At 58.6% G+C, this 22981-nt stretch carries 20 protein-coding genes; 12 read left to right on the forward strand and 8 right to left on the reverse strand.

The features are described from left to right. The first annotated feature begins 24 nt into the window (after window positions 1–24). The 7 genes from nifB (at window position 25) to AC0L2D_RS27485 (ending at window position 7132) form a co-directional block, all read left to right on the forward strand. Window positions 25–1506 carry a nitrogenase cofactor biosynthesis protein NifB gene (gene nifB / locus AC0L2D_RS27455; RefSeq protein ID WP_027162782.1) on the forward strand — a complete coding sequence of 494 codons (1482 nt, stop codon included), beginning with the start codon at window positions 25–27 and terminating at the stop codon, window positions 1504–1506. Window positions 1507–1537: 31 nt separating this feature from the next. Beyond that, window positions 1538–1732 (forward strand): 4Fe-4S dicluster domain-containing protein, encoded by a 195-nt coding sequence (locus tag AC0L2D_RS27460; RefSeq protein ID WP_027162783.1) that lies wholly within the window; start codon window positions 1538–1540, stop codon window positions 1730–1732. 88 nt (window positions 1733–1820) lie between these two features. After that, entirely contained in the window at window positions 1821–2141 is a 321-nt protein-coding gene (locus AC0L2D_RS27465; RefSeq protein WP_027162784.1) for a nitrogen fixation protein NifZ, read from the forward strand. Then, entirely contained in the window at window positions 2138–2350 is a 213-nt protein-coding gene (gene nifT / locus AC0L2D_RS27470) for a putative nitrogen fixation protein NifT (protein WP_027162785.1), read from the forward strand. Before AC0L2D_RS27465 ends, nifT begins: the two co-directional genes overlap by 4 nt. Before the next feature lie 38 nt (window positions 2351–2388). Continuing rightward, window positions 2389–3273 (forward strand): SIR2 family NAD-dependent protein deacylase, encoded by an 885-nt coding sequence (locus AC0L2D_RS27475; protein WP_063173573.1) that lies wholly within the window; start codon window positions 2389–2391, stop codon window positions 3271–3273. Between the two features lie 92 nt (window positions 3274–3365). After that, window positions 3366–5228, forward strand: coding sequence for an ABC transporter ATP-binding protein (locus tag AC0L2D_RS27480; protein ID WP_063171287.1), 1863 nt, complete (start codon window positions 3366–3368; stop codon window positions 5226–5228). After that, the gene (locus tag AC0L2D_RS27485; protein ID WP_027162788.1) at window positions 5228–7132 is read left to right on the forward strand and encodes an ABC transporter ATP-binding protein; all 1905 of its coding nucleotides are present in this window, start codon (window positions 5228–5230) and stop codon (window positions 7130–7132) included. The genes AC0L2D_RS27480 and AC0L2D_RS27485 overlap by 1 nt, the downstream gene beginning before the upstream one ends. Before the next feature lie 181 nt (window positions 7133–7313). Here AC0L2D_RS27485 and AC0L2D_RS27490 read toward each other — a convergent pair whose 3' ends face one another. From AC0L2D_RS27490 to AC0L2D_RS27505, 4 genes are all read right to left on the reverse strand, one after another. After that, a complete protein-coding gene (locus AC0L2D_RS27490; RefSeq protein ID WP_395316743.1) occupies window positions 7314–7616 on the reverse strand; it encodes a hypothetical protein in 303 nt (100 codons plus the stop codon). Window positions 7617–7626: 10 nt separating this feature from the next. Next, window positions 7627–8616: a hypothetical protein gene (locus tag AC0L2D_RS27495; RefSeq protein ID WP_027162789.1), complete on the reverse strand. Its 990-nt coding sequence runs from the start codon at window positions 8614–8616 to the stop codon at window positions 7627–7629. A gap of 178 nt (window positions 8617–8794) precedes the next feature. Beyond that, window positions 8795–9640, reverse strand: coding sequence for a hypothetical protein (locus tag AC0L2D_RS27500; RefSeq protein WP_145721649.1), 846 nt, complete (start codon window positions 9638–9640; stop codon window positions 8795–8797). A 612-nt stretch (window positions 9641–10252) separates the two neighbouring features. Then, a complete protein-coding gene (locus AC0L2D_RS27505; protein ID WP_198032122.1) occupies window positions 10253–10390 on the reverse strand; it encodes a hypothetical protein in 138 nt (45 codons plus the stop codon). Between the two features lie 175 nt (window positions 10391–10565). On the opposite strand from AC0L2D_RS27505, the gene AC0L2D_RS27510 reads away from it, so the two are divergent. Both AC0L2D_RS27510 and AC0L2D_RS27515 read left to right on the forward strand, forming a co-directional pair. After that, window positions 10566–12239: an ABC transporter permease gene (locus tag AC0L2D_RS27510; protein ID WP_027162790.1), complete on the forward strand. Its 1674-nt coding sequence runs from the start codon at window positions 10566–10568 to the stop codon at window positions 12237–12239. Continuing rightward, window positions 12223–13449 (forward strand): PAN domain-containing protein, encoded by a 1227-nt coding sequence (locus AC0L2D_RS27515; protein WP_145923732.1) that lies wholly within the window; start codon window positions 12223–12225, stop codon window positions 13447–13449. The genes AC0L2D_RS27510 and AC0L2D_RS27515 overlap by 17 nt, the downstream gene beginning before the upstream one ends. Before the next feature lie 235 nt (window positions 13450–13684). On the opposite strand, the gene AC0L2D_RS27520 is transcribed toward AC0L2D_RS27515, so the two are convergent. Then, on the reverse strand, window positions 13685–14620 hold the full coding sequence (locus tag AC0L2D_RS27520) for a S1/P1 nuclease (protein ID WP_473543338.1): 936 nt from the start codon (window positions 14618–14620) through the stop codon (window positions 13685–13687). A 153-nt stretch (window positions 14621–14773) separates the two neighbouring features. Here AC0L2D_RS27520 and AC0L2D_RS27525 point away from each other — a divergent pair, with 153 nt between their 5' ends. Further along, window positions 14774–15154, forward strand: coding sequence for an excalibur calcium-binding domain-containing protein (locus AC0L2D_RS27525; RefSeq protein WP_473543340.1), 381 nt, complete (start codon window positions 14774–14776; stop codon window positions 15152–15154). Window positions 15155–15166: 12 nt separating this feature from the next. Next, entirely contained in the window at window positions 15167–15994 is an 828-nt protein-coding gene (locus tag AC0L2D_RS27530) for a thermonuclease family protein (RefSeq protein ID WP_473543342.1), read from the forward strand. Window positions 15995–16164: 170 nt separating this feature from the next. Here the strand turns inward: AC0L2D_RS27530 and AC0L2D_RS27535 are convergent, their stop codons facing one another. From AC0L2D_RS27535 to nifA, 3 genes are all read right to left on the reverse strand, one after another. Then, a complete protein-coding gene (locus AC0L2D_RS27535; RefSeq protein WP_473543344.1) occupies window positions 16165–17193 on the reverse strand; it encodes an LLM class flavin-dependent oxidoreductase in 1029 nt (342 codons plus the stop codon). A gap of 82 nt (window positions 17194–17275) precedes the next feature. After that, window positions 17276–18421, reverse strand: a complete 1146-nt coding sequence (gene hisC / locus AC0L2D_RS27540) for a histidinol-phosphate transaminase (protein WP_473543346.1) — start codon at window positions 18419–18421, stop codon at window positions 17276–17278. A gap of 221 nt (window positions 18422–18642) precedes the next feature. Then, window positions 18643–20424: a nif-specific transcriptional activator NifA gene (gene nifA / locus AC0L2D_RS27545; protein WP_473543376.1), complete on the reverse strand. Its 1782-nt coding sequence runs from the start codon at window positions 20422–20424 to the stop codon at window positions 18643–18645. A gap of 1088 nt (window positions 20425–21512) precedes the next feature. Here nifA and AC0L2D_RS27550 point away from each other — a divergent pair. Then, window positions 21513–22868: a dicarboxylate/amino acid:cation symporter gene (locus AC0L2D_RS27550; RefSeq protein WP_082827306.1), complete on the forward strand. Its 1356-nt coding sequence runs from the start codon at window positions 21513–21515 to the stop codon at window positions 22866–22868. Window positions 22869–22981: the final 113 nt, after the last annotated feature.

The following is a 22981-nucleotide window of genomic DNA, read 5'->3' on the forward strand; positions in this document are numbered from 1 at the left end:
GTTAACCCGTAACGGAGCCGTTCAATGGCCGCACCGGCGATTTCAGTTGAGAGCCTGACCGGCGCGAGGGTCTCGGACCAGTTGCTGGTGAGTGCGAAGTCGGGTGGTTGCGCATCTTCCGCCTGCGGGTCGTCGATAGGGCCGGACGATCTGGATCCGGCCATCTGGGACAAGATCAAGGATCACCCGTGCTTTTCAGAAGAGGCGCACCACTATTTCGCGCGCATGCACGTCGCCGTTGCCCCGGCCTGCAATGTCCAGTGCAACTACTGCAATCGCAAATATGACTGCGCCAACGAAAGCCGGCCCGGGGTTGTCTCGGAAAAGCTGACGCCCGATCAGGCGGCACGCAAGGTGATCGCGGTCGCCAATGAGGTGCCGCAGCTTTCCGTGCTTGGCATCGCCGGGCCGGGTGATGCCTGCTACGACTGGGAGAAGACGAAGGCCACGTTCGAACGCGTCGTCAGGGAAATCCCCGACATCAGGCTTTGCGTCTCCACGAACGGGCTCGCGCTGCCGGACCATGTCGACGAGCTTGCCGACATGAATGTCGAACACGTGACGATCACTATCAACATGGTCGATCCGGAAATCGGCGCAAAAATCTATCCTTGGATCTTTTACGGTCACCGCCGCTATTGCGGCATCGAAGCCGCCAGACTTCTGCACGAGCGGCAGATGCTGGGCTTGGAAATGCTCAGCGCGCGCGGCATCCTCACCAAAATCAATTCGGTGATGATCCCTGGAGTGAATGACCAGCACCTGATCGAGGTGAACAAGTGGGTCAAGCAGCGCGGCGCGTTCCTGCATAACGTCATGCCTCTGATCTCGGACCCGGCACACGGCACCCATTACGGCTTGACCGGGCAGCGTGGCCCAAATGCAATGGAGATGAAGACCCTTCAGGATCGTCTCGAAGGCGGCGCCAAATTGATGCGCCACTGCCGGCAATGCCGGGCCGATGCCGTCGGCCTGCTGGGTGAGGATCGTGGCCAGGAATTCACGCTCAATCACATCCCCGGTGAGCTCACCTACGATGCCAGCAAACGTGAAGCCTACCGGGAGTTGGTCGCGCACGAGCGCCGCGATCACCTGGCGGCCAGGAGTGAAGCGATCGGAGTGATGAAGGCATCGAGTTCCGGGAAGTCCCTTGTCATCGGGGTGGCGACGAGGGGCGGCGGCCGCGTCAACGAACACTTCGGCCATGCCAAGGAATTCCAGATGTATGAAGCCTCGGCGCGGGGGATCAACTTTGTCGGGCACCGCAAGGTTGAGCAGTATTGCCTCGGCGGTTGGGGCGAGAAGGCCACTCTCGACCGGGTCATCGCTGCGCTGGAAGGCGTGGACGTCGTGCTTTGCGTCAAAATAGGGGACTGGCCCAAGGATCAGCTCGCGGCCGCCGGTATTCGAGCAACCGACGCTTACGGCCATGACTACATCGAAACGGCAATTGGCGCGGTATACGCCGCCGAGTTCGGCGTCCAGGCACGCGCGGCGACGGCCTGACCCATCTCATCTACTCGAATCAGGAGTCAAAATGGCTTTCAAGATCATCGCATCCCAATGCACACAATGCGGCGCTTGCGAATTCGAATGCCCCTCGGGCGCGATCAAGTTCAAAGGCGAGAGCTACGTGGTCGAGCTGCAGAAGTGCACCGAATGCGAAGGAGCTTTCGAAACGCAGCAATGTGCTTCGGTGTGTCCTGTGCCGAAGACCTGCGTTCCTGCTTGAGTCGACTGGTTACGCACACAAGTGGCTGCCCCCGGGAATGCCTGCGCGCCGCATCAATGACAATAGCCCAGAGAACCAAGGAAACGCCATGTGGCTCGCACGCGAACAGGAGGTGGAAGTCCGCAAACCTCCCCAATTTCAGCCGGGAGAGCGGGTCCGTGCCACTCGTCACGTTAGGAATGACGGCACTTATCCTGGCATGCAGATCGGCGAAAATCTCGTGCGCAAGGGCGAAGAGGGTTATGTGCGCGACATCGGCACGTTTCTCCAGCAGTTCTTCATCTACGCGGTCGAATGGATCGACCGTGGGACGATCGTAGGCATGCGAGCGCGTGAATTGATGAGCCTCGACAAACCCGACCTTCCCTTCAACGCCGAAGAAACAGCCAAACAAGGAATGGTCGGATGAAAGTAATGATCCGCAGGACCGATTCGGGATTGTCGGCGTATGTCCCCAAAAAGGATCTCGAAGAGCCGATCATCAAGTTCGAGAACCAAGACCTCTGGGGCGGGGTCGTAACGCTCAGGAACGGGTGGCGGCTCCTCCTACCCGATCTTCCGCCACATACGCGCCTGCCCATCACCGTCGAGGCAAGGAAGCTTCCCGGCGAGGACTGATGCTGCCCCTCGATGAGAGGCGTCAAGAGGAAAAGAGCATGAATACGATCCCGACCTCGGGCCACCTCGTCGTCGTGCGGGACAGTTTCGCCCGAAAGCTGCTCGAGCTGGCCAGACAAGCGCTCGTCTCGGATCACGTGATCCCATATCTCGGTCCGGGTCTGCTGCAGCTAAGCTCAGCGGAGTCGCCAGTGCCGTGTACCCCGGAGGCCGTCGCCGCCGCGCTCAACACTCGGACGCCAGCCCCCTCGAAGATCCGCACCAACATGTGGTCAGTCGCGCAATTCATCGAGCAGCGCCGGCATCGCCGCACACTTCAGGCCTGGATGACAGATATATTCGCAGGTCCTACGGCGCCGACGCTCCTGCACAAATGGCTCGCAAAGCTCCCGCTCTCCCTCATCATCGACAGCTGGTATGAAGGCGCCATGAGGGCGGCGCTGGCTGAGGCCGGGCGAACCGACGTCGCCGAGATACAAGGCATCACGCGAGCGAACGAAGTTCGCGACATCTGGACCAGAACCTACGACTTGTTCGGAAGGGAGCTCGAAGCCGGGGCAGCGGCAGAGACGGTTCTCTATGCGCCTCATGGCAGTATCAGGCCGGCCGCAAATTTCCTCATTGCCGATTCCGATTATGTCGAAGCCCTGACTGAGATCGATATCCAGACGCCCATTCCTGACGTGGTCAAGGAAAGACGCGTCCACCGGGGTTTTTTCTTCATCGGCTGCCGCTTCAATGATCAGATGCTGCGCACTTATGCCAGGCAGATCATGAAGCGCTCGGAAGGCCCCCGTTACGCGATCATGGATGGGCAAGCGTTGACCAGAAACGAGGCCCGTTTCCTTGCGGCAAGCGGAATCACTGTGATCGACATGCCAGCGAGCGAAGCCCTTGCGCAACTCGCCGGACCAGCGTCTTGAGCCGATGGTGGCCAGGATCACCTTGGAGGAAGTCTTCGGTGTGAGTCGACCGGCTCGCTTCCGAAGGCACAAAATTCAGTCGAGGATATTCTGTGGGCAGTGATGCTGTTGGCACGACTCCTCCCAAATTGTCCGCACATGTGAAAGCGGCCGGGTGGGGCCGGGGCTTGAACATACTACTGCGCATTACGCGGATCAATTTGAGGCACCCGTGGCAGGTCGCACTTGCTATCGGTTCGACGATTATAGCCGTGATCCTGCAGTTGCTAATTCCCTGGCTTCTCGGCTGGGCTGTCGACCAGACCCAGGTGGCAATTGGGAGTGATCTCAAGGGGAAGGCTGCAGAACAATCGCTCTGGACCCTGGCTCTCCTGCTGCTCGCAGCGAGTTTGCTGCGCGGCCTCTTCACGATGGCGCAAAACTATTTTGCCGAAGCCGTCGGGCACCACGCCGCGTACGAATTGCGACTGGCTTGTTATGAGAAGGTCCAGCGCCTGAGCTTTTCCTTTCACGACCGGGTCCATTCAGCCGACCTGATCACCCTCGCCATTCTAGATCTCGACGGCGTGCGGATGTATTTTTCCACCGCTCTGGTTCGGTTGCTTATGCTCATCATGCTGATCGGGATCGGCGCTTGCATGATGATTTCTACCGACCCGGTGCTCGGTCTCGTCGCGCTGAGCTTCATGCCTTTCGTGGCTTGGCGGTCGTCGGTCACACAGCTTAAGCTACGCGCCATCTGGCTGGACCTGCAGGAGCGGCTTTCCGTCTTAGGCCGCGTGATGGAGGAAAATCTCGCGGGCATCCGTGTTGTCCGGGCGTTTTCGGCACAAGCCTATGAAATGGTAAAGTTCGACCGCGCCTCGAAGAATGCGCTCAAACTCGCCCACGAGCAGGTTAACGTCTACGTGACCAATACGTCGGCAATGACCCTGGCCTTCTTTTTCGCCATGGGGTTGGTCCTCTGGAGCGGTTGCAACAAGGTCATCGCCGGCCAGATCAGCGTTGGGACGCTCACGATGTTCCTGACGTTCATGACCATACTGCAAATGCCCGTCCGCCAGATCGGGCTGATGGTGAATGGCTTCGCCCGCGCTTCCACTTGCGGTTCGCGCGTCTTCGGTCTGCTCGACCAGGACGTCACGATCAGGGATGCTTCCGGTGCAAGACCGCTCGAGATAAGCGAAGGTACCCTGCGCTTCGACAATGTCTCGTTTGCATATCCCGGCGCCGGAAACCGCGTTCTTCTGAGGAACATCACGTTTAGCGCCCATAGGGGCGAGACGATCGCGATCGTGGGTCCGCCGGGTTCGGGAAAATCGACAATCGCTCACTTAATTCCTCGCTTTTATGACGTCACTGGCGGCACCATCATGCTTGACGGGCAGGACATCCGCGGGGTGACCTTGGCTACGCTTCGCAAGGCGGTCGCCATCGTACAGCAGGATGCATATCTGTTCACCACCACGATCGAGAACAACATCGCTTATGGCGACCCCTGGGCGAAGGAACAGCGGATTGAACGCGCTAGCGAATCCGCCCAGTTGCACAATTACATCCTTGGCTTGCCCGCGAGCTACAAGACGGTCGTCGGCGAACGTGGTGGATCTCTTTCTGGTGGCCAGCGTCAGCGTCTCACCATAGCTCGCACGATGATGTTGCGCCCATCAATCGTCGTTTTCGACGACTCAACGGCCGCGATCGACGCCGCCACAGAGCAGCGCATCCGAGCGGCGATAGAGCATTTCGCCAAAGATAGGGTGACGATCATCATCGCGCACCGGCTGAGTTCCCTCAAGCACGCCGACCGGATCCTGTTTGTCGACAAGGGCGAGATCGTGGAACGCGGCACCCATCAAGAGCTTTTGGCCAGGCGAGGACGCTATAAGGCGCTTTATGATCTTCAGTTGCGCCCTGGAGATGACATTGCGACCACTTTTGGAGGCGCGCCCTGATGGCCAAGCGGCACGCCAACCAACTCGAAATCGAACCGAATGATAGCGGTAGACGTCCTCCGCGCGCGGTCGTCGGGTCCCATCGCATCGAGGAGGAGATCTTTGGCCGCGCTTTTGACAAGAACATCATTCGCCGCATATGGGCCTTCGTTCACCCCTACCGAGCCATGGCGCTCGTCTCGCTTGCCGCATTGCTGATTTTCACTGGCACGCAGCTTCTCATCCCGCTGATCATCCGCTACGCCATCGACCACGCCATAACTCCGGCAGGCGCTGATGCCTCCGCCCTGGTTGAGGCTGCCGTCGCGTTTGCGCTTGCCATTCTGGTTAATTTCGGCGCGGCGTACACGCAGGAAACCGTGGTAGGGAAAATGGCTGAGAGCGTCCTTTTCGACATCCGCCGGGCCATGTTTGCCCATCTGCAGAACGTATCGCTCTCGTTCATGGACAAGACCGAAGTAGGACGCCTGATGTCTCGCCTTCAGGGCGATGTCAACTCTATTCACGAATTTCTCGAAAACTCGATCTACTCCGTAGGCGACATTGCGCTTCTCTTTGGCATCATTTTTGTAATGCTGTCGGTCAACTTCAGCCTCGGCCTTCTGACGCTCTCGGTCTTGCCGGCCCTGTTGATTATTCGTATCGTGTGGCTGCCGCGTGCTCGCGAGGCCTTCATGGCTGCGCAAGAGACCAATTCAGTCGTCAACGGCGCATTGGCCGAAGCGATTCAGGGCGTACGCACCGTCCAGTCCATGGACCGCCAGTGCGTAAACTTCCTATTGTATGACGATAAGGCACATGCCGACCTCAGGACCCACCTGACCGCTGCCAGGTATGCACAGGTCATGGTCCCGATCGTCGATAGTCTCACCGGTCTCGCTATGGCCGTCGTCATCGTCGTCGGGGGCTCCATGATTATGAATGGCCGTATTGGTGTAGGGGTATTGGTGGCCTACATATTCTATATTCAACGCTTCTTCGATCCAATTCGCTCCCTTACCCTCCAGTATTCGGTCATGCAGCGCGCAATGGCCTCCGGCAAGCGCCTGACCGATGTGCTCGACGTCAAGGTCGAAGTCCAGGACAAACGGGATGCGAGGGTCCTTTCGGCGGAAATTGACTGCCCGGTCGAGTTCAGGAACGTCACGTTCGGCTACGAGTCCAACCATCCGGTGCTGAAAAACGTCTCCTTCCGGGTTAATCCCGGCGAGACGGTCGCCTTAGTCGGGCCGACCGGCTCTGGCAAATCCAGCGCGATGGCCCTCGTCCACCGCTTCTATGATGCTCAGCAAGGCCAAGTGATGGTCGGCGGGCATGATGTGCGCGATCTCACACAGGAATCGCTCGGCAACCAGATCGCCATGGTGCTGCAGGAGCCGTTTCTGTTCACCGGGACGATCTTCGAGAACATCCGCTACCACAAGACGGAAGCCACACGGGACAAAGTGATCGGGGCCGCCAAGGTGGTCGGAGCCCATGATTTCATCATGAGCCTTCCCGACGGGTATGAAACTCAACTCGGCGAGCGCGGCGGCAATCTTTCTCTCGGCCAGCGCCAGCTTGTCAGTTTCGCCCGCGCCCTCGTCGCCGACGCCAAAATCCTTGTTCTTGACGAGGCCACCGCCAGCATCGACAGTTACACGGAAATGCTGATCCAGAAGGCTCTCAGAAAGCTCCTTGAAGGCCGGACTGCGCTTGTCATCGCTCACCGTCTCGCCACGATCCGAGGTGCCGATCGTATCATCGTGCTTCAGAACGGCCAGGTTATCGAGTCCGGCAACCACGACAAACTGATGACTATGGGCGGGCTCTATTCCAAACTCTACAATCTGAACTACTCGTCATTCGACGATATTCCCGAAGAGGGAGCCGATCCGACCGGACAAGCCGCCTCTCGTACCTGATGCTCCTTGCGAGCCGTATCTGACCGTCTATCCCGCGCGCTCGTCCTCCGCATGTGGCTCCAGGACGACGGGAAACATCTCGAGTGACACTCTGCAATCGTGGAGAATGGTGGTCCATCACCGATCCAGCACAACTCGAACAGGACGCCCGAACTGCATCCCTGACTATCGCTGCTCGGGATCACGTTGAAGATTGGCTGTATAGATCTGCACGACAGGGCCATTTGCCGTTCCTTTCCCAATTCTCACCTTGCCACGTCAAGAATGACGCACTTGAAGTTGGCCTCAACAAACAGGGAGTAAAGCGAGCCGTGAACCCTTCAAAAAAAGTTCCGCCCAGTTCGCCAAAGTCAAATGGCTTCGGATCGCCAACCCGAATTGCCCCCTGCAGGAGCCCGCGCATGAGGCCGATCGCGTGTTGTTTCAGTTCCTTTTTCTGATCGTTGTCGAAAGATGGCTTTTTGGCTTTGCGATTGCTGCTCATGCTCCCCACTTTAGCTTGCTGAAAGCTGAGGCTGACGCCTCGGGCGATGACTAGTCGCTACCCTTTGTCGGGTGGCGGGAGCCTTGCGCAAAGCCGCACTCGGTAACTTCGTTACATCGCGCTTCTTCGCAGTCTGAAGCACCTTGGCCTTTTCCTTGTCCTTGAGCTTGGTCCTCGGCCCACCCGGGCCGTTGACGAAGATAATCGACCACCGATCCGCATCTTTGGTTGAGAACGTGAAGTGAGCCTCGATCCGCTCCGCATGGAGAATTGGTCGCGTCGTGTAGATTACGGCGTAAAATTTTCCCCAATTGGGATCGCCCGCGTAATGGATCATGTCGGCAGAGATTCCCTCCAAAGCGACCTTCACGCCCTTCGCGTCGACGGCAAACTTGTATTCCACCAGGGCACCGAGGGATTTCACCCCGAAATCAGGCTTGTAATTGATGACGGCCTTATCAATCTGCGGCTTGTTCACAAAGTCCGGGAATACGTATCTCACGATCTTCGCGATTGCGTCGTCTATTTCCCCTTCCTTCGTAGGATCCAAGCCCTGATCGTCAATGATCCCTGCCGTGTTTTTGAGAATCGATTCCAGCATCGACATGCCGGTCGTGGCGCTCCCGTCTACCATGACCGCCATGGCCTCGAACGTGGCGTTCAGCTCACCGAGAACCGGCGAGTAGAAATCTTCGAGCATCTCGATGAGGCCCGAGCCGGTCATCATTTTAAGGCCCTTGCGGCGTTCGACCAGGTCCGCCTTGGTCTGGGGCAACTGCAGACGCTCGGCCAGCATTCCGATCTCCCGGAACGCTTTCTCGACATAGTAGACGAACATAACCCCGGCCAAATCGTAGGCAGCATCCGTCTGTTCCAGTTCTTTCATTGATTTGTAGGCCTGGTTCTCGATCTGATGGATCATCTCCCTCGACGCGGCCCATGCTTCCCTAAGTGTCTCGCGGATATGGTGAACCAACAGATGCTCGGCTTTTGTTGTCATAATTTTCTCTTCGGTCCCCAATTTTTATGGCGCGCCAAGCAAGGTGGACCCATCCGCAACGCACGGGTGAGCCGCTGCGCGCCGCAGATGTCGGCGGTGCAGGCCCGGCGGGCATATCGGCCGCGCCGCCCCCACACCGTTCCCAGCAAGGCCGAAGCTGCCGCGCGAGGCGTCCCTGTTACTTGTTCAGGCTTTGCTGAAGGATGAGCAGGTTCAGGTCGTTGAGCAGTTTGTCCTTTGCGCCCGGATCGACCGGCGGCGGCGGCGGAACTTTTTTTATCGGTTGGCCTTTCGGCAGCGGGTTCGCGCGTTGGGGCGCCGGCGCGGCTTTCGGCGTTTCCTCTGCCTTTGGCGCGAACACAATGCTGATCTTGTTGACATCTTTCCAGGTGGTCTTCCAGCCCATGCCAAGGCTGGCTTGCCCGGTGTTGAAAGGTATGGTCACAATCTTGACGCTCGCTGAGGCGCCCTGGTCGAGCGTAAATCCCATGGTATAGGACACGGAATCGGGCGGGGTTTTGGTATCCGCGTAGGAATCCTGGACTTGGGCAAGCCAGTCCGCGATCTTCAGGTTCCCGACAAGCCGTGACCCATGGGCGCGCCTGCCGTTCACGGTGTCCGTGTCGCACGCGATATCGTCTTTCTGACTGAGGCCGATGGTAAACTTGTAGCCGACCATCCGGTCAGCGGTGCCGGTCGCGTTCGTCGCCAGCGCAAACGTGCCTGTCTGGGGGATATACGGCACTTCATTTCCGGCGCTGCCGTCGCCGCCGCCTGTCGCCACCACGTTCAGCGACAGTTCGACCGCCGCGGCCCATTTGCCTTTATCGGTCAGGAATGTGGCCGGCTTGACCGGGGGATTGGCTTTGGGCCTGCCGTCGCGGCCGTCTTTTAGGTCACACCGGATGTTGTCGACAATGTCAGAGATCCGAAGCAGACCGACATCGGTTGGCAAATTCGGAACGCTGGCACAACCCGAAAAGGCGAAGCAGAACCCTAACGATCCCCGAACAAAAACCCTCATGGCACCCCCCGCGTTCCCGTTTTTTCAAGCGGAGCATGGCGGCTTCTGAGAAGAAATGCCGCGATAAGAGTTTCCACAGGAATAACATATAGGCAGCAAATAATCGCCGTTCGGTAATTCTAGCTCGCCAAGTGGAGGTGCCGTCGGCAACTTTCTTGGGCAAAACTAAGCGCAGTGACGCCGCCGATGTCAAAAGAGGTTGCCGGCGACCATGCGCCGGCGCCGCAGGTGTCTATCAACCGGTCCTGCGGTCGTCAGGCGTGGGATCCTAGATCGCCATGGTGTCCCTATTCGCATCGAGCCCCACCAACTCCTCCCCCAATGCAGCGATTACGGCTGCGACGCGATTGCGGACGTTCCAAACACTGCTGCGCCGATCCATCACCTCGCACACCCGCGCGGCGTGTTCAGGTTTGACGCGAGGACCTTGAAACACGCGACGAGCATTGCCGCGAAGGCGGTGAGAACAGGTAACTATCCCGAAGCGCCTCCATCTCACGATCTAGCAGAGCGTCGTGCAAATGGTCATTTGCCGATATCCAACTCGCGTGAAGATAGCTATTATGGCAAACGGTAGCACCCGACGCATATTAGCCGGGTGACTCCGTGGGGTCAGCACTTCCTGGGAACGTTCGCTCCTCTTGAACTGTGCCAAGGTTTCTTGATCCGGACGGAGCCGCCACCTTTCCCAACCGCAGATTCCAGCACACCACCTTTGGTGGCCTCCTCCTTAGTGTCAAATCTGCGGATTGCTCTGTCCGCACCTTCTTGGCGTAGGACCCAATCACAGTTCGATACCTATTCAACATCAGCGTCCATCCGATTATTCACCCTGTTCCAAGTAACGCTGTATCAAGCGTTAAATTCTGCTGCAAACGCCGGCGCCGCATGTCAAGATGGGCTTGGAAAAGGGTGGGGATCACATATGCACACGGCAATGAGCCAAAAGCTGGCGAGCTATGGCCAGTGGACGTATCGCGGTGCGTGGGCACTTGAAATCGTCGCGGCGATCATCGGCCTAACCACCGGCGTTGCTCTGAGCTACCGCGGCTTCGTTGCCAATGAGGCGGCGGACTCAATGGACCTTGTGCTTGCGAGTGCCCCCTTCTTTATGATCGCGATTGCTGAGCTGACGAAAATCCCAATCGCCACGCTTCTGTTCGGCGCCTCGTGGATTTGGAAGCCTGTTGTCCTGGCTTTTCTGCTCGTTTTGGCCGGTATCACTTTTGAGACAGTTCTACTCGGATTGGAGCGTGCCAGCACAATGCGCGAGGTGCAGTACGCCAACTTCGCCAACCAAACCAAAACACTCCAGCAAGAGCTCGAGAATCTCAAGGCGGCAGCCGAAAGTTTGCGAAACAGTGACGACGAGGCAAAGGCCCGGAGCGATCTGGAGCAGCTCAGTGGATTGGCTGACACCGAGCGCGATAAGTTGCGTGCCCGGATAACTGAGGTTGACGAAGAGCTGCAGGCAGCAACCACCCTCTCACCTGCGGCTGCGCGAGCCAAAGAGCTTCTCGAGGAGAAACAAGCAGCGCTAAGCGCGCTGGTGGAACGGCGCGATCGAGAGATCAAGGACGCCGTGGAGCAGTTCGAGCGACAGCGGGATAGCTACGTTGATCGCATAAAGAGCGCGCGCGAAAAAGGCGATCTTGCGTCAGTGCAGCGCAACGAAGAAGGGCTGAACAAGTTAGCCAATCCGCGGCTCAAAAAGGAGGCCGAATTCGCGCCGAAGTTGGCCGAATTGGAGCCCGCAGTCGCCACGGCCCGCGCGGAATATGAGAGGCTGCGAAAAGATAGTCCTCCGATGACCCTCCAAGACAAACAACGCCTTGAGGGTAGGCGAAACGATCTGGAGAAGCTCTATGACGGCACCGCGGCCGATTGGGATCGTAAGCTTGACGAGGCACGTACTGCGCTAGCGGCCGCTCAGGAAGGCGCAACTCGAAAGTCGGAGACACTCGCCAAGAACCAGCAGCGGCAAGAGGCGATCGCTACGGAACTCAGCCGCCTGGAAACAGAGCGCCTCCCAGTTGCTCGCAACGATCAGATCCGTAGGTTGGCAGCTCGCTGGTATGGGCTGAAGCCGGAAGACGTTTCGGACGCACAGGCCGGCACGGTATCGACGATCTGGTTCGCCTCGCTTGCATTCATCGCCGCGTTAGCGGGGCCAATCACGGCGATGGTCGCGCTGGCCCTGCAACGCATCGGCGCGCAGCCCGAAGTTCAGCGTGACAGCAAACTCTCGCGATTGTTGCGCCGGATGCTGTTGCGCTGGCGGTGGCGCCGTGTCCGGAAGGTACGGGTGCAGGTGCCTGTCGACAGAGAAGTAGAAAAGCGCGTCGAGGTTCCTGTTGAAGTCGAGAAGGTCGTCAAAGAGATACTCTATGTGCCTATCCTTACTGACGACCCGGAGGCGTTGCGCCGGGCATTGGACCGGGAACTGCCCCCGGAAGTAATCGATTTGGTGAAGGTTTCTGCAAAAGGGCAATACGACCAAAGGGAGATGGAGAAAGCCCTCGAAGGTGAACTGCGATCAGATTTTAACGAGCCGGCGACTGGGGCTAAGCGGGGTAGCAGACGTGCTCGTACGACATAACACCAAGCTGCTCGAGCAGGCTATCGATCTGCAGATCAAACGGTCGGCCATTCCAACCCTGCAAGCAGAAGCAGCTGCGCACGACAAGATCGCTCGCGCCAATGCATTTCGGCGAATGGCTAGCGGCGCTGCCGTCGCAATGGCCGCAATTGGGATCGGCGTGGGTGTATGGCTGGTCTTTGATCGTGACCCAACGGTGACCCAACCGGAACCGCCGATCACCCAAAACATTCCGTCAAACCCGAACGAAAACGAGCCAAGAGAGACGAAGAAATCAGAAGACAGAATTCCGGGTGGCGAGACGATCGCCCAGGAGGGAAAGACCGACAAGCCGAAGTCGCCCCCAATCGAGCAGCCGACGCCGCCGCCCGCAGACCCAGCCAATCCAGATACGTTCGATTTCGTAAAGTTCGCCTATCGCCAAGTGACCTACGCCGGCAGCACTTGGCAACTCGAGTCCGGTCATCATTTTGACAGTGAGAAAGCTCCAACTTGGAACACCGCCTGGTGCTACACGCGGAGGCTGGCAAACACCGGCGTCGAGGTTCAGGTAAGCCTTGTCAACAGACCCTCACCTACGTCGGTGCCGTTGGCACCGGTGTCGTCGAGCGAGACACTGTCATCGGTGGGCCTTGACGACAATTCAGCGCGAGAACTCGCCAGCCGTTGCCTTTGGCTCGACAAGGCCAGTTTCGCGCCAAGCGATTTCGACATGGACCATGAGCGGAAAGAAGCAGCTACCGCGGCCGAAGAACTGTCTGTGCAGCAGGACGGATGGGACGCTATGGGAAACGATTTGCCGGGTATGCCGGCCTGGAATATCTCGCTTGAACAGTGCCAAGCCCAATGCGAAGCAGATCGCCGCTGCTTAGCACTCACTTACGATAAGAAACACGCCGCCTGTTTCATGAAAGATAATGGGTCGATTCTGGTTAGGAGTCCTGACGCAGTGATGGCGGCGAAGGGAGCAATCAAGGCGAATCTCCAGTACTCGAGCCTCGTTTTCGCCAAGGACACAGTAGTGGTCGGGGGCGCCTACGCGAATGTTCGGAGCGGCTATGCCGACTGCGTATTGGCCTGCGCTGCCGATCAGAGATGTCTAGGCTTCAATTTTGACGGTCCGAACAAGATGTGCGCCATGCTCGACAACGTGACTTCATCGTCTCCCTTCAAGGGCGTGACGTCGGGCGTTAAAGCCACCCGCAGTTGAATTGGCACCGGCTCGGCATCATGTGCCAAAGAAGGCCAGATGAGCAAGCTGGCAAAGTGATCGTGAAATTTTTCTCCCGCTTACCTCGGTAGAGGTGTGCTTGGTGACAGGGTAGTCTGCTGCTGAAATAAGGTCGGGGCCTATGCAGTTTCACGATTCGATGGCCCTGCCGTTCTGCGGGTGACCGTCGAAACCGTCACCCTCGCCTGTTCTTAGTTCGCCCGTCTCTTGTCCGTTATTTGAATGCGTCGTTGAGAACGTTGGCGAGCCTTGCTGCCGCCAGCGCTGCCTGGCTTCTGGCAACGTTTCGCGCATCGGTCTCATATGTGCGGGTTAGCACGGCCACGGTGTTTTCGCTCATCACAGGCTCCGCATACGCAAAGTTCTTGCCGAGCACGAAGCTCTCTTGGGTCCAAGCGTCCGGGTCCAGCAGCTTGGCTTTTGCGCTGTCGGCCTGGAGCTTCGAGATGCCGGCCTTGTCATTAGCATCGAAGATCGCACCGGGCACGGAGACGTAACCTCCGAACATTCTATCCCAATAGGCGTGAAGGTCGATCGTTTCGCCGGTCGCCGGCGTCACGTTGACTTCATTGCCGCCACGGTCGCCATCTGTGTTGATCGCAGAAATTCGCTCCGTCGCGTGCAACGGCTGGTGAATGTCGCCGATGAGATGCAGCAGCCAAACCATGTCGTAGGAGCGAATGTCATCGGTCGCGGCCGACGTCGCCGGCAGCGCCGCGATGAACAGCTTCATCTGCGAAACGGCATTGATCGGATCGGCATCCGAGAATTGCGTCCCGTCGGTCGAAAATCTGATGTCCTTGAAATGCCAGTAGCGGTGCATGTTTTTGTCTGCGTAGCCGATGTTCTGCGCCGTCGGCGTGTCGTCGTCCTTGGTGTAGCCGTGGGCAGAGTCTTTGATGTCATCCGCCCAAACGGCCGCATGAACAAAGGCGTATTGCGCTTTCTTGTCATCGGGCACGCCGGCGATCCAACCCGGATAGTCGGGGTTCAGCTTGATCAGTGCATCGACCTTGGCCTTCGCCCGCGGCGTCAGTTTAGAGTAGGCCACGGCGGCGACCTGCATGTGCCCGCCGTCCCACCAGGCCAGTGCAGGCGCCGATGACAGGATCAACGAAAGAACGGAACCAAAGACGAGCGCGCCACGCATGTAATCCTCCCCGAAGCCGGCTTTTCTGATCTATCAACTGTAGACGACGCGGCAATGACGGCAATGGTGCCTGCACGGAAGGGCGAACCTCTCTGGATTCGACAACAAAAGCCAAATAGCGCATGATCTTGCCTGGGTTGGGGAAATTCATTCATGGGCGTGCGCGAATTTTCGTGCGTGTTATGCGCAGTGCTCTTCTCGGGCTGCGCAGCGGACTATTTGAACCATTACGATACGGTGACACTCACGGCCGGCGACGCGGGCCATGCAAATCTGCTCCTCCAAACAGTCGACCCGTTCAATCCGAACAGTCAGAACACGCATATCGAGGGCGACGGCGTGCGCGCTGCCGCAGTCGTCAATAGGTATCGAGGGGTGTCGGCAGCACCGACTCAATCGTCACGGGCGGGCGGCGGTGATTTGGATTGCGCAGGCGGCAAGGGAAACAACGCTGTCGTGGTTGGCCCGGTGAAGATCACCAACGGTGATCCCAACAAGCTGGACCGCGATCACGACGGCGTCGGGTGCGAGTAGGGGCGGCGGACGTTGGACAGCTCTCGCTACGACAATCGATCTGCCCAATGGCGCAAACGGACTGGCGCCAAGCAGCGGCGAGTACGCAAATTGGGGGGCATTCCAAAGCGGCTGATTGTCGTAACCGTGGCGGCGATGGCGGCCTACGCCACGCAGTTCGTCATGCAGCATGGCGACCGCATGCCTGAGTTTAATCTGGCGAACTGGAATGGCCCGAGCCCGGCGCCGATCGCCGGTGTTGCGTCAGTGATCGATGGCGACACGATCGAAATTCACGGACAGCGAATCCGCTTTAACGGAATCGACGCGCCAGAAAGCCGGCAGTATTGCGACGACGCCAAGGGCTTCGAATATGCCTGCGGCCGCCAAGCCGCCGAAGCACTGGATAAGTTCCTAGCGGCCTCGAGGCCAGTGCATTGCAGCTTCGTCACCTGGGACCGCTACGGCCGTTTTGTCGGCGACTGCCGGCGCGCCGACGGCGCCGGCGTCGCCGCCTGGATGGTCGAGCACGGCCAGGCACTCGACTGGTTTCGTTACAGCCACGGCGCGTATGCAGTGCAGCAGAGCGAAGCCGAGAAGGCAAACGTCGGCCTATGGATCGGAACGTTTCAGGAGCCATGGGATTGGCGTGCCGAGCATGCGGACAGTCAGCAGCCAGCCGTCAGTCGTCTCGGCATCATCAGCCGCCGGCAGGTAGCGCAAAGCTACGCATGCCAGCCGCGGCGGACTTGCTCGCAAATCGGCTCCTGCGAGGAAGCCCAATGGTATCTCAGCAATTGCCCATGGGGCCGCAGGTTGGATCGTGATGGCGATGGCGTTGCATGCGAAACGCTCTGTTAGAGAACGACAAACGGCTGTGGAATTTTGGCCGGCTGAACAATTTAGGGGGTTAAATGGAAATCGGCCGGCGCGCTGCAGCATCGGCCGCGGTCGTTGCACAATGTCGGCATCACTAGCGGGACCGGAGCACCAGATAAATGCAACTCCGAACGCGAAACGCGCATTGCACGTCAGGTAACTCGAGCCATGATTTCAGATTGGATCGTCCTTGCGGTATATAGCGAAGCGTCTAAGGACAGATTTCCAAATGCAAGTTGGCAAAGTAGATAATTAGCACCGGCCTCTTCGAGCTGATCAAGAAGAGCTTGTCGCGCGGAAGATGCCGTCCCCACCACGCACAACTCGCTCTCGATTGCTGCATCCAAGCTCAGCGGCAGATTTGGGGGCGTCTGAAGCGCATTGAGATCGTAGAGGAACCTGAAGCTCTTGAGCCATCGATCGTAAGCGGGTGCCGCGAGCGCATAGGCATCCGTTTCCGATCGCGCGATCACGACCATGCGGAGCATCCCAAGAAATGGCCTTCGCTCGTCCGCGTCGGCACTGTGCTTCAGGCAGGCTCGGAATGCATCCGTAATTCTGCGAACCGAAGAGGCAGGTCCCAGGCACGCGATGTTGGCGCCACTAGCAGCGGCCCAGCTGGCCGACTCGGGTCTATTGGTGGCGATCCATGTCGGTGGATGGGGGCGCTGATGCGATCTCAGCGTCAAAGGGACGTCATTCAATTCAAAATGGCGGCCGCGATAGGACAGCGTGTCGCCCTTCATCGCCTTGATAAGGATTTCACTGGCTTCCGCATAGTGACCTGGCGCCGCCTCCGCAGCAATCCCGAAGTAACCCAGTTCGACTGGGAGAGAGCCGCGCCCTATGCCCAGTTCGACCCGGCCACCACTCAATTGGTCGAGCATGCAGATCTCCTCGAACGCACGCAGTGGATGATAAAGGGCAAGGAGCATTACCATCGGGCCGACGCGAAGGTGCCGGGTGCGTTGAACGACGCTGGATAAGAACAGATTCGGCGATGGCCCCATCCCGTGCGGTGTGCAGTGGTGCTCTGCCAGATGATATGCGTAGAACCCAAGCTGGTCGCACGCCTCTGCCAAACTCAGACGATCGGCGTATTGCCGGGCAATCTCGCAGCCGTCCTCGTCCAGATGGTCGAATATGCCGAAGGTCAGGCCGCCGGGGAAGGCATTCTTCACGGATTTTCTCCAACTCTTTGCAACAGTTCGTGGCTCGCAATGGGCAAATTCAAATTAATGGTGCGCTGAAATCGCCGGGGAACTACCGACTTAAGGCAGAAGCGGCCGCCGCCGACGGCCGGCACAACGGGGTCGTTTCCTTCGCCGTTGCAGCTATCTCTGTGGCGACCTCGAGAAATTCATCCATCTCGGCTTTTGTACCGATGCTGACGCGGATGTAATTTTCCAGCCCTGCATCCTCAAAGAAGGCAACGAGTATCTTTTGCCTTTCCAAGGCTCCTTGCCACCATGAGCCTTCCTGCCCGGCTGGCACACGCGCTAGCAGGAAATTTGCGTGAGAAGGTATTACGGAAAATCCAAGTTTCGACAGTGCCACTGTCACTCGCTGTCTTTCATGCTTGATGTGCTTATGGTTCTCGGCGTAGGCGCCGCGGTGCCCAAGCACGCTGATGCCAACAGCCTGGCCGATCACGTTCATGTTGAAGACGTTCTGGAGCTCCCGCAGCCTGCCAATGACTTCAGGGTGGCCAAGTCCGAAACCGACGCGAATGCCGGCGGTGGCATAGCTTTTCGAAAATGTTCTCAAGATCAGGAGGTTTGGATAACGATTGAGGAGATGCAGACCATTGTCCGGTGCAAAATCGACATACGCCTCATCCAACACAATCAGGCGGTCTGATTGTGATACCAGGCGTTCGACATCGGCCACAGGAACGAACGTTCCGGTGGGATTGTTTGGGTTAGCCAGGAGAATGAACTTGGCATCTTTTGCCGGTCCCAAGAGCAAGTCGTCGACGGGCAAGGAATGATCCGCGCCCCATCCGATTTCGATGAATTGGGCACCTTGCAAACGGGCAAGTTTGCGGTTGAACGAAAACCCCGGCGACAACATCGCCATTCTGTCTCCTGGAACCAGGAAAGCTCTGTAGATAAGCCCGAGCAGTTCAGACGATCCGTTTCCGGCGATCACCTGATCCTTCGAGACGCCGTAGGCTTCCGACGCTGCTTGCCTCAAGCTGGCGTTGTCGTCTTCTGGATATAGATATTGCTGTCCGAGAGCGGCCATCGCACTTTGCATTATGGGTTCCGGCAACGGAAACGGGTTCTCGTTCGTGTTTAGCTTGACGCAACAAGGATCAGACGCCGGTTTGTCGGACAGCAGAACATCCAACTGTCTCGCGACTTGCGAAAGGGAAGAAAGCACAGCTTGAAGTTTTGCATCAGACATCAATTTTTCTCAGTTTCTGTTTCCGTGTGTCGGGCACGCGTTGGGATCGTGACATAGGCTGGACCACCGAAAGCGCCGCCGTCGGACCGCTCGTGGGGACTACCGTGGGGGCAGCGCGGCCTATGGGATCGGATCGGAATTGGACGAGCACCGCATCACTCGTCTCAAGGCGCCAAGGCACGAATGCTTTATTGTCCCAGATGCTCGGCTCGGTGATTTGTTCAAAGACGCTTGATCTCGATGCCGTATTTCCTCAACACGTAGCCAATCTGGCGCGGCGTCAGTCCCAGCAGGCGTGCCGCCTTTGCCTGAACCCAGCCACATCTTTCCATTGCCTGGATGACACGTTCGGCATCGGCCATTCTCGCGGAGTGGACGATCCCAGCTGCGTTCAGCGGCGACTGCCCCAGGGTGTCTGGGGCTGCGACGGCGGCAGAACTAATCCCAGCAGCCGGCGGTACGGCCCGACCCAGTGCCAGCGGCCCGACCGGCGAAGGTTGCAGCGCGACTTTGCCAAGTTTGCAATTATGCAGCGCCTCGGCGAAGCATTTGCCCTGGCAGCACGCAAAGTCCTCTTTCCCGATTGATGGCCCCGCCGCCAGAACGGCGGTCCGATACACACAATTTTCCAGTTCGCGAATGTTGCCGGGAAAGTCACAGTTTATCAGCACGTCGATTGCGCTCGGATCGAACGTCAACATAAGGCCGTTCTCATCGTTAAAATTCTTGAGAAACTCAGCGGCAAGGAGCGGAATATCGCTGCGCCTTTCGCGTAGCGCCGGCACCAGCAAGGGAACAACACTGATGCGGTAGTAGAGGTCGGCACGGAACTCGTTTCTGGCAACTGCCTCTTCCAGGTTCTTGTTTGTGGCGGCGATGATGCGGACGTCGACTTTAATGGTCTGGTTGCCCCCGACGCGCTCAAACTCCTGCTCCTGCAACACGCGCAACAGCTTTGCCTGGAACGAGGCCGAAATCTCGCCGATCTCGTCCAGGAACAATGTCCCCTTGTCGGCGAGCTCAAAGCGCCCCTTGCGAGAGTTGAACGCGCTCGTGAACGCACCCTTCTCATGGCCGAACAATTCGGATTCCAGCACAGTCTCGGGCAGCGCCGCGCAATTGAGCTTGATGAAGGGCCGCTTGGCGCGCGGGGACAATTCGTGGATAGCCTTGGCGACCAGCTCCTTCCCGGTACCGGATTCGCCTCGCAACAGAACCGCAATCTTGGCCTTGGCTACGAGCGCGACCTTCTCAAGCAGCCCGCGCAACGCCAAACTGTCGCCAATCATCCCCTCCACGTGAGTGTTACGCTGCGGGGCCAGGCGCTTCTGTTTTGGCAGGGGGTCCTGCCTTGCCACCGGTTGCTCGCGGTCGCTCTCGAAAGAGCGATGCGACTTCACCGTCTGCCCTACCAGGTTGGCGATTAACGGGAGCAGACATAGGCCGTAATCGAGCCAAACTCTTGAACCATGGCGCAGTGCGTGGTCGACGGTCAGCGTGCCCACCACATTTGCATCGACGCGAATGGGAACGCCGATGAAGGACACTGGTATGTCGTCGGAAGCCCCGAGCACGTCCCTGTCGGCCGCGGTGAAAGCCGAATGAACCGCGATGTTCTCGGTGGCCAGCGGCTTATCCGTCGCCAAAACCTGGTCGATTGCATTCCGCGGCAGGTACGTCCGGCAGCGCTCACTGCAACTCTCGGTCTGGTCGGCGCCAGCGATGATTTCCAGTTCGCCATCAGAGTCGACAAGTGAGATGATGCCGTGCCGCATTTGAAGAAACGATCGCAGCAGATCTACGACCTTGGCCAACCTGACCTCGAGCGCCGAGGAGGCGGTGAGTGCCTTCGAAATTTCGTGGATGCCCGCAAGCGCGCTCGCGCGCGACGGCAGAATGGCGGGTTCGCAGTCAGCGCTTTTGGAGTCGTGGAGTGATGTGAAGCTTGACGAAGTCTCCTCAGCATCGTCTTCAGCTTGGCGACCATTGTTCCGATCTGGCATGTCATCCTCGATCTTGGGCCGCGACAGCAACGCCGCGCCACCTGGATCTGCGATGTCCCCCGGCGTAGACGCACCGGATGGCATCAGGGTCCGAGCCATCGATGGCCGGCATCAACAAGCATGTCTTCGCCCCACGAGCCGCCGCATGATTGGCGAACTTGCTCGCGCGTGGGTGCCGCTTGCCGGAACGCTTGACGTTGATGCGGGTAGTCGTGATGTGTCGGCGGCAATGCGCCAGACTTTCGCAGCTGACATACTGCCTTGCATAGGATCAAGAGTGGGTCACTGTTTTGGGCGTCCGTCACGCTCTGACGAGGGGAAAGCACGAAAGAGGCCGGAGGCAAGGCTTGATGCATGGCTTGGCTATCCTTACTGAACTGAGGCGCGGTTCAGGCTCCGGGGCGCAACCACACGTTGGCCTACAGAGCGGGAATGAGGATGGCTAGTCAACCGAGCTTTTCTCGCATTTCTGCAAGGAAAGCAGGCGGACATGACAGAATTCCATCAACTGAGATTTTGCCGACAAATCGACGTCGATAGGCAAAGCTACCCCGGCTTTTTCAGCGATGCCCGGCCGCTAAGCCTGCCGAGATCGAAGCTTGCGGGATGCTGTCGGCATTGGGGCGCGTTGGGCAGACGTACGGCTTGGAGTGTCGTCGAGCGGCAAAAGTGTTGGCGCTAAGAAGCCTCTTCTGACTCGCACCGATGCGCGAGGTCCGGCGACCTATTCGGTCTTATCGATGACCCGTCGAGAGGTCACGGTTGCAGCGGGAGAGCAGTAAGAATCCGCTAGTGTAGGGAGTCCTCCACTTCCGCGCCTGGACGGGTCGCAAGTGCGACCAAGAAGCGAACGGGCACGGCGGCTTCCGGGTTACCGCCTGGTTGCTGCCAAGCTCCAGCCATGGGTGCAAAGCTGGGCGTACGTGCGGGATTTCGCCCGAGATGCCGTCAAGGATGCGGAAACCCGCACAACCCGCCCGTACTGAGGCTGCCTCACCGAGCGGAGGAATACGCGTATTGGGGTGCGAGCCTCCACTTGGCACAAGACTTGCGGCGACATGCCAGCAGCGCGTGACCGGAGCGCCGCGATGCGAGAAGTGCGGGAAGGGAGGAGGCCCAGCCCGATCCGGTCAGGGAGAGAAAAGCTGTTGGTTTCACCAATCCGAAGCGCGGGTCCAGCGCCCCGCAAGGCCTTCTACGCGCAGCTCTACATTCAGGTGCTTACCGCCATCGCGCTGGGTATCGCAGTCGGGTATGTCTACCCGGACGTCGGCGAGAGCCTGAAGCCGCTCGGCGATGCCTTCATCAAGCTCGTCAAGATGATCATCGCGCCGGTGATCTTTCTAACCGTAACAACCGGCATTGCCGGCATGAATGACCTCAAGAAGGTCGGCCGGGTCGCCGGCAAGGCAATGATCTATTTCCTCACCTTTTCGAGTCTCGCATTGATTGTCGGTCTCATTGTCGGAAACGTCGTTCAGCCAGGTGCCGGACTGAACATCGATCCGGCCTCGCTCGATTCCCAAGCCGTAAAGGACTATGCCGCCAAGGTGCATGACCAGTCGGTGACCGGCTTCGTAATGAACATCATTCCATCAACGATCGTTAGTGCCTTCGCGGACGGCGACATCCTGCAGGTCCTGTTCTTCTCGGTTCTGTTCGGCATCGCTCTCGCGATGGTCGGCGAGAAGGGCAAGCCTGTGCTTTCGTTGCTTCAGGCGCTTCTCGCGCCGGTGTTCAAGCTGGTCGGCATCCTGATGCGGGCTGCGCCCGTCGGTGCTTTCGGCGCCATGGCCTTCACAATCGGCAAATTTGGCATCGGTTCGGTGGCCAACCTCGCCATGCTGGTCGCGACGTTCTATTTCACCGCCTTCCTCTTCGTCTTCGGGGTTCTTGGCGCCGTCTGCCGATATAACGGCTTCTCGATTTTCTCTCTCGTGCGCTACATCAAGGAAGAGCTACTGCTGGTCCTGGCAACGTCCTCCTCGGAGGCCGCGCTGCCCTCGCTGATGGAGAAGATGGAGAAGGCCGGCGCCAAGCGTTCCATCGTGGGTCTCGTCATCCCCACTGGATATTCCTTCAATCTGGACGGCACCAATATCTACATGACTCTCGCCGCCCTCTTCCTGGCCCAGGCGACGAACACGCACTTGTCGGTTAATGACCAGATCCTCCTATTGCTCGTCGCGATGCTTTCCTCGAAGGGAGCCGCAGGTATAACAGGCGCCGGCTTCATCACCTTGGCCGCTACGCTCTCCGTAATACCAAGCGTTCCCGTTGCTGGGATGGCTCTGATCCTGGGCGTGGACCGCTTCATGTCCGAATGCCGGGCGCTGACGAACGTGGTCGGCAACGCGGTGGCCTCGCTGGTTGTCGCCCGCTGGGAAGGTGAACTGGACGAATCGCGCATGAAATCCGCCTTCAGGGGTTGCCCGAGAGATTAAGCGCCCCTCGCCCCGGCAAGATTGCTGCAGCGCGACCAGCCAACTCGCCGGGCTCACCAGCACCAAACAATCGGCTCGCTGGGTCTACACAGCGCTTCGCGAGGCCACAGATC

It is taken from the genome of Mesorhizobium sp. WSM4833, assembly GCF_055811095.1.

Bases quoted from the DNA above. Each gene is read 5' to 3' on its own strand.
- nifB (WP_027162782.1), top strand. From the start codon at position 25: ATGGCCGCACCGGCGATTTCAGTTGAGAGCCTGACCGGCGCGAGGGTC.
- AC0L2D_RS27460 (WP_027162783.1), top strand. From the start codon at position 1,538: ATGGCTTTCAAGATCATCGCATCCCAATGCACACAATGCGGCGCTTGC.
- AC0L2D_RS27465 (WP_027162784.1), top strand. From the start codon at position 1,821: ATGTGGCTCGCACGCGAACAGGAGGTGGAAGTCCGCAAACCTCCCCAA.
- nifT (WP_027162785.1), top strand. From the start codon at position 2,138: ATGAAAGTAATGATCCGCAGGACCGATTCGGGATTGTCGGCGTATGTC.
- AC0L2D_RS27475 (WP_063173573.1), top strand. From the start codon at position 2,389: ATGAATACGATCCCGACCTCGGGCCACCTCGTCGTCGTGCGGGACAGT.
- AC0L2D_RS27485 (WP_027162788.1), top strand. From the start codon at position 5,228: ATGGCCAAGCGGCACGCCAACCAACTCGAAATCGAACCGAATGATAGC.
- AC0L2D_RS27490 (WP_395316743.1), bottom strand. From the start codon at position 7,616: ATGAGCAGCAATCGCAAAGCCAAAAAGCCATCTTTCGACAACGATCAG.
- AC0L2D_RS27495 (WP_027162789.1), bottom strand. From the start codon at position 8,616: ATGACAACAAAAGCCGAGCATCTGTTGGTTCACCATATCCGCGAGACA.
- AC0L2D_RS27500 (WP_145721649.1), bottom strand. From the start codon at position 9,640: ATGAGGGTTTTTGTTCGGGGATCGTTAGGGTTCTGCTTCGCCTTTTCG.
- AC0L2D_RS27510 (WP_027162790.1), top strand. From the start codon at position 10,566: ATGCACACGGCAATGAGCCAAAAGCTGGCGAGCTATGGCCAGTGGACG.
- AC0L2D_RS27520 (WP_473543338.1), bottom strand. From the start codon at position 14,620: ATGCGTGGCGCGCTCGTCTTTGGTTCCGTTCTTTCGTTGATCCTGTCA.
- AC0L2D_RS27525 (WP_473543340.1), top strand. From the start codon at position 14,774: ATGGGCGTGCGCGAATTTTCGTGCGTGTTATGCGCAGTGCTCTTCTCG.
- hisC (WP_473543346.1), bottom strand. From the start codon at position 18,421: ATGTCTGATGCAAAACTTCAAGCTGTGCTTTCTTCCCTTTCGCAAGTC.
- nifA (WP_473543376.1), bottom strand. From the start codon at position 20,424: ATGCCAGATCGGAACAATGGTCGCCAAGCTGAAGACGATGCTGAGGAG.
- AC0L2D_RS27550 (WP_082827306.1), top strand. From the start codon at position 21,513: ATGCGAGAAGTGCGGGAAGGGAGGAGGCCCAGCCCGATCCGGTCAGGG.